Source organism: Mesorhizobium denitrificans (assembly GCF_003403035.1).
In the GTDB taxonomy this organism is placed as follows: domain Bacteria; phylum Pseudomonadota; class Alphaproteobacteria; order Rhizobiales; family Rhizobiaceae; genus Mesorhizobium_G; species Mesorhizobium_G denitrificans.
In genome coordinates this window covers 26,370-35,096 of sequence record NZ_QURN01000023.1, presented here as the reverse complement: position 1 = coordinate 35,096, position 8,727 = coordinate 26,370, and the positions used below count along the sequence as shown (strand labels likewise).

The following is an 8,727-nucleotide window of genomic DNA, read 5'->3' as shown; positions in this document are numbered from 1 at the left end:
TGACCGGGCGCTAATCGGCGTGCCCTTCAACGCCCCTAAACAGGGGTCCCTTTTGCGCGAAAATACGGGGTCCCAATTCCACGGTCATTGACACCCATTCCCTTCCGCCATCGTCACATGATTTCCAGTGTGCCGTCGCCTTCGATTGCCGTTCCGACAATAGCCGCCTCTGCAAAGCCATGGCGACGGAAGCAGTTGAGCACGGCCTCAGTGCTGTCCGGGGCACAGGCGACCAACAGGCCGCCGCTGGTCTGGGGGTCGGTCAGCAGTGCCTGATCACTTGCTTGCGCGCTTCCGAGCGAAACGCGTTCGCCGTAGCTCGCCCAGTTTCGCGCCGAAGCGCCGGTGACATAGCCTTCGCCGATCAGCTTCCTCGCTTTGGCAAGCGTCGGCAGCGACGCCAGGTCGACACGGATGGCACAGCCCGAGCCGCGCGCCATCTCCAGCGCATGGCCGGCCAGGCCGAAGCCGGTCACGTCGGTCATCGCATGGACGCCGGGGAGGCGGGCGAGTTCTGGTCCCGGCGTGTTGAGACGTGTTGTCGTAGCGATCATCTCGTCATAGTCATCGGGCGACAGTGCGCCCTTCTTCAGAGCAGCCGAATAGATCCCAACGCCAAGCGGCTTGCCGAGAATCAACCGGTCGCCCACGCGCGCGCCGGAATTGCGCTTCAGGTCGGAGGGATCCACCAGTCCGATACCGACCAGCCCGTAAATCGCCTCGACGGAATCAATGGTGTGGCCGCCGGCGATCGGGATACCGGCCGCCTTGCAGGCCTCTGCGCCGCCGTCCAGAATCTGACCGATTGTCCCGGTCGATATGCGATTGATCGGCATGCCTACGATCGCCAAAGCGAAAAGCGGTGTCGCGCCCATCGCATAGACATCGCTGATGGCGTTGGTAGCGGCGATGCGACCGAAATCACGAGGATCGTCGACAATCGGCATGAAGAAGTCGGTGGTAGCGACAACTGCCTGCCGGTCGTTGAGTCGGTAGACGGCGGCGTCATCTGACGTTTCCGCTCCGACCAGCAGTTCCGGAGGCACCGGCAGCGCCATCGTCGTGCGCAGAATGGTTTCAAGGACACCCGGCGCGATCTTGCAGCCGCATCCGCCCCCATGAGAAAGTGAAGTCAAACGAGGTTCAAGGATTTCAGTCGAATCGAGCACCATCTGCTTTCAAACTCTTCAACGCCGCCATCGCATCTTATGACACGACAACGAGCGTTCTCGAAGATTATTACACGCCGTTCAAGCCGCATAAAGCTAACCGGCTCAACCTCCAATTCCGCACTCATCACGCCATTTGGCGCCTGCCGAAAACTTGCGATTTGCTGCACTTTGCAACCCGCCGCCGGTCGGAATCCGAACCAGCGGCGAGTATCGGGATGGCACTCTAGTCCGCTTTGACTATTAGGCTACCCTTCATGTTCGGGTGGAACCGGCAGTAGAAATCCACTGTCTCTACCTTGTCCAGCTGTTGCGCTACCGTCTTTTTCGGCGGGATCATCACCTCCCAGCTTCCCTTTACGGTAGCGGTGTGGGCAAATGCGTCCTTGTTGACCCACTCAATCGTGTCGCCGACCTTCGCCGTGATTGAGGCTGGCGAAAACACAAGCTTGTCGATGACGACCTGGATCGTTTCCGCCTGCGCCTGTGTGGCGACGCAAAAGACCAATGCGAAAGAAGCGGCAAAGCTCCGCGTGAAAGCCATCGCCGTCGTCCTATTTGAGCTCGGCGGCGACATGCTCGGCATGGGCCTGATGGCCCTGGAACAGCTTCAATCCGGTTTCCAGCAGATCTTTCAGTTCGGCGTTCTGGGCAGATGGGATTAGCAGCGTCTCAAGTGCGCCGTTGACCTGCTTGTGATAGGCAACCTCGTTTTCGATGTAGGCTTTGTCGAATGCTTCGCCATCGAGACCCGAGAGTTCACTGCGCTTTGTCGCTGCCGCCGCGGTGAGTGACTTGCTGGTGTCGTTGTCTTCTGGTGTAACGTTCAGCTTCTTTACGAGGTCCAGCGCCTGGACGTTGACCGCCTCATGATCCCGGATCATGCCATTGGCGAAATCGACAACCGCCGGGGTTTTTGACTTTTCGACCGCGAGCTTCGCGGCTTCGATGTCGATCACGCCCGCAGTGTAGGCGATATGCGCGATCTGCGGATCGGTGGGATTGTCGTGGGCACGGACCAGCGTAGCGGATCCGAAGAAACAAAGGGCGGCCAGCACGGCCAGCGGTTTTGCGAGCATGGAATTCTCCTCTCCGGCGATGGTGCCGGGACCGGTTTCAGTGACACCGATTGGATGTCGCCGGAGGGGAAGAGGTTCCCGAAAAAATCACTCGTCGAAACCCAGTCGCTTGAGAACGGCTGCCGTCAGACGGTCGCAGCGGCGACCGGCGAAGGGGAACGCATCGAGCAGGATCGGCCCGATCTTTGCGTCAAGCTCCTTGCGAAGAAGTGCTCTGGCCCGGTGCAGACGTGTTTTTACTGTCTGCGGTGGCACGTCGAGCAACGCGGCCGTCTCCTCGGCACTCATGCCTTCAATCACCCTGGCAACAAACACTGCCCGGAAATTTTCGGGAAGATTGTCTGTCGCCTGCTCGACCAGTTTCAGGATTTGTCGTTGCGCCATGGCTCGTTCGGGATCGCCGCCGTCTGAATTCGAGGGAAACGGAATGACCTCGGCTTGCGCCGTTGTCGCCTGCACGAAACCGCTCGCGGCGGCACGCCGGCGCTTGCGCAGCCTGCCGCGCGCTTCATTGATGGCGATTCGGCAAAGCCATGTCGAAAGGCTCGAGGCGCCTCGAAAACCGCCAAGGTTCTTGAACGCGCGAACATACGTCTCCTGCACAATATCTTCGGCTTCCACGTCGTCGCCGACGATTGTCCGCGCTACCCGATAAAGCCGCTGATTGTTGCGTCTCATGATCAATTGAAATGCGTCTTTGTCGTGCGCGAGTGCTCTTGTCACCAACGCCCAGTCGTCGGATGGCCTCTCCTCAAAAATCCTGGCTTCGTTGGTAGACATAGCAACTCCCTGTCCTCATTGGATGCTGCTTGCAAGAAAAGGTTCCCGCTCGTAACCTGATCACTCAGGAAGAATAGGTTGCGAAATCGCAAAGACCGACATCTGAATCGGGGCTAGTGACGTGCCTGAGACAATAAAGGACTTCGTGCCATGAGTGCCAAGCCAATAGTATCGTCGAGCAAGGATGCGAGCGCCAAGGATGACAAATCCAGCTCGCTGCTGCCAATGTTGTTCGCGGGCTTGATTCTCGTGATTATCGGCGGCGTCGTTATCATGGTCTTCGTCTGAGGCGATTGGAGCTTGCGCGGCTGAACCTCGTATTCGCTACGTCGGGATGCCGTCACGAATTTGTGAACAGGCTCCGCATCGTGTGATTGGAACTCACGGAGCCGCTACTACCTGCTTCAGCCCGCGCAATGTTTCCTGCACATCGTCTCGGCCCTCCGCTGACTCGGGATAGACGGCATAGGCCGGATAGGTGAATACCGGTGCGCCATCGACCAGTTCCAGTTCGCCAGCCTCGATATGCGGTGCTGCTACACCGCGACGAAAATACCCCATGCCGCCGGCCCTCAGAATGTAATTGAGGCCAAGCGGACCGAGACCGACAAACAGTCCGGGTTCCCCGAACGCAGCTGACCCTACGCCCCCCAGCGCCGCAAACTGGGGACCCCAATCGACATGAACGTAGTCTACCGGCTCATCATCGTGGGCCGGCGTCCGTACCAGAATGAGCTGCTCCTCCTCGACCAGTTCGACCTTGAAGCCAGGCAAAAGTTTGGGGGCATAGAGAACAGCGATGTCGAGCACACCGGTCCGCAATTGTTCGAGCAACTGATCGGGCACCCCGACATGGGCGTGAATTGCGATCCGCGGCAGTTCTTTCTTCATCCACACCAGCCAGTCGAGCAAGAGCGGGTTCCAAAGACTGAGCTCACCACCCAGTGCAACGACGCTCGTCCGCCCCGACGGAACCGTGAGCTGCTGGCGTGCGCGTTCCCATATCTGCACGAAGGATTGTGCGAAACGCTCGAACTCGCGACCTGCGGGTGTCAGGGCGGCACCGTTGCGCGTGCGTATGAACAACTGCCGTCCGAGCCCCTCCTCCAGCGTCCGAATTCGCGCGCTTACCGTCGTCTGGGTCACATGAAGGCGGTCGGCGGCTTTCAGGAAGCTGCCGGTGTGAACGATCTCAAGAAACGTTTTCGCCCGATCGATGTCCATGAGTTATCTCCTTCAGTGCAATTATTTTGCATTGATAGAGCATTTAATTCCGTTTGCCTTCTGCTTTCGCGATGTCCACTCTGTCAAAAGTTACACATTGGACCCCGCAATGGCTGACAAACTCGAGACGTCGGAATACGCGTCGCCACCCTGCTTCATGCATGAACTGGCCGCGGACTTCCGCACGGTTGCGTCTCCCTCGGATAGTTGGAGGGACGTTTCCCGCTGGCGGATCGCAGAACGCAAACGGCTCATTGATGAACGTCTTGCTCTGGATGCCGACGAGCGCCAGGCAAAATCCGTGCGTATTGCCGGTCGGCTCGACACGGTCATCGGTAGGCCAAGCGGCCGCACGGTCGGAACTTACTGGCCGTTCCGCGGCGAGCCCGACCTCCGCAATTGGGGAATAAAGATCATCGAGCGTGGTGGACGCATCGCACTACCCGTCGTCATCCAGAAGGGATGGCCGCTCGAATACCGGATCTGGTCGCCGGGTGATCCTCTGGAACGCGGCATCTGGAATATGCTGGTTCCTTCGCGCGGTCCGGCGGTGCTGCCCGACGTGGTCATCGCCCCCGTGGTCGGCTTCGATGACGCTCGCTATCGGCTGGGCTATGGCGGCGGCTATTTCGACCGCACACTTGCGATCATGGCCAGAAAACCGCTGATCGTCGGGGTCGGCTACACACAAAGCCGACTTCCATCCATTTATCCGCAGCCTCACGACATCGGAATGGACGTGATCGTGACGGATTGATTCAACATACAGGCAACGCCTGGTTCCCGAATGCGGCGATCACGTCGCGCCGCCCGCCCCGAAACCATCGCGTTGCCCTACCGAAAGGCCAACAGCGATGACCGAAATCGCCCACACCGAAACAGATCACAAGCCCGGCTTTTTCGCACGCTGGCTGTTTTCAACGAACCACAAGGATATCGGGACACTCTATTTGATTCTGTCCATGGCGTCGGCCATACTCGGCACCGGGTTGTCAGTCGCCTTGCGCATGGAATTGCAGGAACCAGGACTGCAATTCTTCGCAGATCCGAACGTCTACAACATGATCGTCAGCGCTCATGGTCTGGTAATGATCTTCTTCGTGATCATGCCGGCTCTCATCGGCGGTTTCGGCAACTGGTTCGTGCCGATCATGATCGGCGCACCGGACATGGCGTTTCCGAGGATGAACAACTTATCATTCTGGCTGCTGGCGGCTTCGCTGGTCACATTCGTATCATCCATGTTCGTTCCCGGCGCTTCAGGTTCATACGGCCACAGCGGCGGCTGGACGCTCTACCCTCCCTATTCGACTGATGGTCAGCCTGGCCCCGCCGTCGATCTCGTCATCCTGTCGATCCATCTATCGGGCGCGTCCTCGATCCTTGGCGCTATCAACTTGATCACCACCATCTTCAACATGCGCGCGCCCGGCATGACGCTGCACAAGATGCCGCTGTTTGCCTGGTCGATGCTCGTAACCGGGTTCATGCTGCTGCTGTCGCTGCCCGTATTGGCCGGAGCGATCACCATGCTGCTGACCGACCGCAACTTCTCCACCACTTTCTTCTCACCGGCAGACGGTGGTGATCCGGTCCTCTACCAGCACCTGTTCTGGTTCTTCGGCCATCCCGAAGTCTACATCATGATCCTGCCGGGCTTCGGCATCATCAGCCACGTCATCTCGACTTTCGCGAAGAAGCCGATCTTCGGTTATCTCGGCATGGCCTATGCGATGGTGGCGATCGGCGCGATCGGCTTCGTGGTCTGGGCACATCACATGTACACCTCGGGCATATCGGTCGAAAGCCAGCGCTATTTCGCTTTCGCCTCCATGGTGATAGCGGTACCGACCGGCGTTAAAGTCTTCTCCTGGCTGGCGACGATGTGGGGCGGCTCTATCAGCTTCCGCACGCCGATGCTGTGGGCGACAGGCTTCGTGCTGCTCTTCACCATCGGTGGCGTGACCGGCGTGGTGCTTGCCAATCCGGGCGTGGACCGAACGCTTCACGACACCTACTACGTGGTCGCGCATTTCCACTACGTGCTGTCGCTCGGCGCTGCCTTCGCCATTTTCGCGGGCTTCTACTATTGGTTCCCGAAGATGTCCGGTTACCTGATGAACGAGACGCTTGGTCACATCCACTTCTGGCTCACCTTCATCGGCGTCAATCTGGTTTTCTTCCCACAGCACTTTCTCGGAATGGCCGGCATGCCGCGCCGGTACGCCGACTATCCCGACGCCTTCGCGGGCTGGAACTTTGTCTCGTCGATCGGTTCCTACATTTCGGCGGCTGGTCTGGTCGTCTTCTTCATCGCCGTGGCAGAGGCTTTTGCGCGCAAGCGCCTAGCACCTGCCAATCCTTGGGGTGAAGGCGCCACGACGCTTGAATGGACCCTCTCTTCTCCACCGCCCTTCCACCAATTCAGTTCGCTGCCACTAATACGCTGATGGGAGGATGCCATGAGTGAGACCCCGGACGTCGTCAACAGTTTGCCGGCCATCATCCTGCTCTCGTTCTGGTGGGCGTTCCTGACTATGGCCGAGCTTCTGTCACGGCAGCGTGAAGCGGAACGCATGAAGACGAACGCGCATCATCCCTCAGGCGAAATGGAGTCGAATGCGATCGGCCCATCTTTTCCAAAGCTCCAGGTACTGGATCCTACCTTCGAATACCACGCGTTCTTAAAGGGGGCCCGCAGAGCGTATGAGGAGGTTCTGCGAGCCTACGCCATATGCGATACGAAGACCTTACAAACACTGTTGTCCGCGGATGTATTCCAGGCATTTTCCGAAACCTGCAAAGCGCGATCTGAGCGGGGGGAAACTCTCGAACTGACCCTTGTCGGAATTCGGTCCGCCGAAATTGCGCGTGTCGAGATCGGCGTCGACCTGGTTGAGATCGAAGTGCTCTTTTGCGCCGAGATCATCCAGGCGGAACGGTCAGCAACCGGCACCGTAATAAGCGGGGATCCGACAGAGATCGCCGCCATGGCGGATCTATGGACGTTTGCGCGCCATTTGCCGATCGATGGCGTCGCCTGGACCGTGGTCGCAACAGACGAGGCGCTGAAGCCGGCATGACACCCGACCTTCGATAGGGTGGGTGATGCCGACATCATGTATGCTGGCCCAGCCGACCAGCTTCCAAAATGAGACGCGGCCAAACTCTTGTTGCGATCGTTGCTATTGTCTGTGGCCCTGAGGGGCGGCAGATTGCTTGATGCCCGCCCACCACGCCTCAATTTCACGCCTATCCGCCTTGAGCCAAGCTGCGTCGGAAGCAAAAGCTGTCCAGGCATCCATATGCTTTGCGGAGACAGTAGTCAGCAGTGCCTTGTGTGAAGCTTTCGCCGCCGCGAACGCGGACCAAAGACCTCGTTGCATCGCTTCCAGCTTGCCGAACTTGCTGAGCACAATGATTTCAGCCGTAGGGATTTGATCCATCAGCCCGGTACAGGCCGCCTCCATTCCGGCGGTGTCCAGATGACACGAGCTTCCCTCCGGGGCCGCATCGAGCGCCACGGTGAAGTCGTGGCCGGATGCGAGGTCGCGCAGCGTTCCTGCAGTGCATATTTCCTCAAGACCTCGACTACTCGCGATCACGCCAGCCACCTTTATCCCCGCGCCAGACCAACCGCGCGCAACGGATTGCAGCAGAGCCTGAGCATCCACACTCTCAACGTTAAGAATAGCCGCGGTGATGTTGGTCTTGGTCATGGTCCTACACTCTCTTTGATCGTAGGTTGGACATGGAATACTCCTGGTTGCACGGAGGTACAAGCGGAGGCAGCATGAGCAATGTGTCGCTGGACCCTTAGCCGCAGGTCAGCCGCCACATCACCTCGATCGAGGCAAACCTGAGAGGCGCCGCCCGATTGTCGAGCCAAGCCGCTGCCTATGGCGCTGCTCTATTGCCATCGCCGACCCCATTCGCACCGGATGCAATTACTTGATGGCATTCGGGGGAGCAAAGTACGCCAAAGCCTTGGCAACAATACCGCGCGGAGAGGTGGTTGCGCTGACAGCAATTGCGCGCTCCGAACTATCCGGGCGCTCGAGCGCTTCAAACTGACTGGCAACGAGGCTTGCGGGCATGAAGTGATTGCGCCGCGCAGCTACGCGACGTTCGGCCGCGCTTTGATCCAGATCCAGAAACAGAAACGAAAGGTCTGGCACGAAGCTTCGCAATCTGTCGCGGTAATTGTGCTTTAAAGCGGAGCACGCAGCCACAACCGCCCTGCCCTGTCCGCGTTCGGCTTTCATCAACTGCCCAATTGCATCGAGCCATGCCGCGCGGTCTTCATCACGCAGCGGAATGCCGCTGCGCATCGTTTCGATATTGGCTGACGAGTGCAATCGGTCGCCCTCGATAAAACTCGCATTGAGTGCGCGAGCGAGACGCTTGGCGATAAGCGTCTTGCCGCAGCCGGTGACACCCATGACTACAATTGCGACAGGCTCCGTACTCATTGC

General features: G+C 58.8%; 11 protein-coding genes. 4 read left to right on the top strand and 7 right to left on the bottom strand.

All coding sequences use genetic code 11. The features are described 5' to 3' along the window. Window positions 1-113: 113 nt before the first annotated feature. The 4 genes from selD to DY251_RS20140 form a co-directional block, all read right to left on the bottom strand. A complete protein-coding gene (gene selD, locus DY251_RS20155) occupies window positions 114-1,172 on the bottom strand; it encodes a selenide, water dikinase SelD (RefSeq protein ID WP_116625701.1) in 1,059 nt (352 codons plus the stop codon). A 223-nt stretch (window positions 1,173-1,395) separates the two neighbouring features. Then, entirely contained in the window at window positions 1,396-1,713 is a 318-nt protein-coding gene (locus DY251_RS20150; protein ID WP_116625700.1) for a cupredoxin domain-containing protein, read from the bottom strand. A 10-nt stretch (window positions 1,714-1,723) separates the two neighbouring features. Continuing rightward, a complete protein-coding gene (locus tag DY251_RS20145; RefSeq protein ID WP_116625699.1) occupies window positions 1,724-2,248 on the bottom strand; it encodes a DUF4142 domain-containing protein in 525 nt (174 codons plus the stop codon). Window positions 2,249-2,335: 87 nt separating this feature from the next. After that, window positions 2,336-3,028 carry an RNA polymerase sigma factor gene (locus tag DY251_RS20140; protein ID WP_116625698.1) on the bottom strand — a complete coding sequence of 231 codons (693 nt, stop codon included), beginning with the start codon at window positions 3,026-3,028 and terminating at the stop codon, window positions 2,336-2,338. A gap of 150 nt (window positions 3,029-3,178) precedes the next feature. Between DY251_RS20140 and DY251_RS21680 the strand changes: the two genes are divergently transcribed. Continuing rightward, window positions 3,179-3,316, top strand: coding sequence for a hypothetical protein (locus tag DY251_RS21680; protein WP_170971348.1), 138 nt, complete (start codon window positions 3,179-3,181; stop codon window positions 3,314-3,316). A gap of 93 nt (window positions 3,317-3,409) precedes the next feature. Here DY251_RS21680 and DY251_RS20135 read toward each other — a convergent pair whose 3' ends face one another. Further along, window positions 3,410-4,252, bottom strand: a complete 843-nt coding sequence (locus tag DY251_RS20135) for a LysR family transcriptional regulator (RefSeq protein WP_116625697.1) — start codon at window positions 4,250-4,252, stop codon at window positions 3,410-3,412. Window positions 4,253-4,361: 109 nt separating this feature from the next. Between DY251_RS20135 and DY251_RS20130 the strand changes: the two genes are divergently transcribed. The 3 genes from DY251_RS20130 (at window position 4,362) to DY251_RS20120 (ending at window position 7,335) form a co-directional block, all read left to right on the top strand. Further along, the gene (locus DY251_RS20130) at window positions 4,362-5,009 is read left to right on the top strand and encodes a 5-formyltetrahydrofolate cyclo-ligase (protein ID WP_116625696.1); all 648 of its coding nucleotides are present in this window, start codon (window positions 4,362-4,364) and stop codon (window positions 5,007-5,009) included. A 97-nt stretch (window positions 5,010-5,106) separates the two neighbouring features. Beyond that, on the top strand, window positions 5,107-6,702 hold the full coding sequence (gene ctaD, locus DY251_RS20125) for a cytochrome c oxidase subunit I (protein ID WP_116625695.1): 1,596 nt from the start codon (window positions 5,107-5,109) through the stop codon (window positions 6,700-6,702). 12 nt (window positions 6,703-6,714) lie between these two features. Continuing rightward, complete coding sequence (locus DY251_RS20120; RefSeq protein WP_116625694.1) at window positions 6,715-7,335, top strand: Tim44/TimA family putative adaptor protein; 621 nt, start codon at window positions 6,715-6,717, stop codon at window positions 7,333-7,335. 102 nt (window positions 7,336-7,437) lie between these two features. Here DY251_RS20120 and DY251_RS20115 read toward each other — a convergent pair whose 3' ends face one another. Then, window positions 7,438-7,971, bottom strand: a complete 534-nt coding sequence (locus DY251_RS20115) for a DUF2478 domain-containing protein (RefSeq protein ID WP_116625693.1) — start codon at window positions 7,969-7,971, stop codon at window positions 7,438-7,440. Window positions 7,972-8,199: 228 nt separating this feature from the next. Then, window positions 8,200-8,724, bottom strand: a complete 525-nt coding sequence (locus tag DY251_RS20110) for a gluconokinase (protein ID WP_116625705.1) — start codon at window positions 8,722-8,724, stop codon at window positions 8,200-8,202. Window positions 8,725-8,727 lie beyond the last annotated feature (3 nt).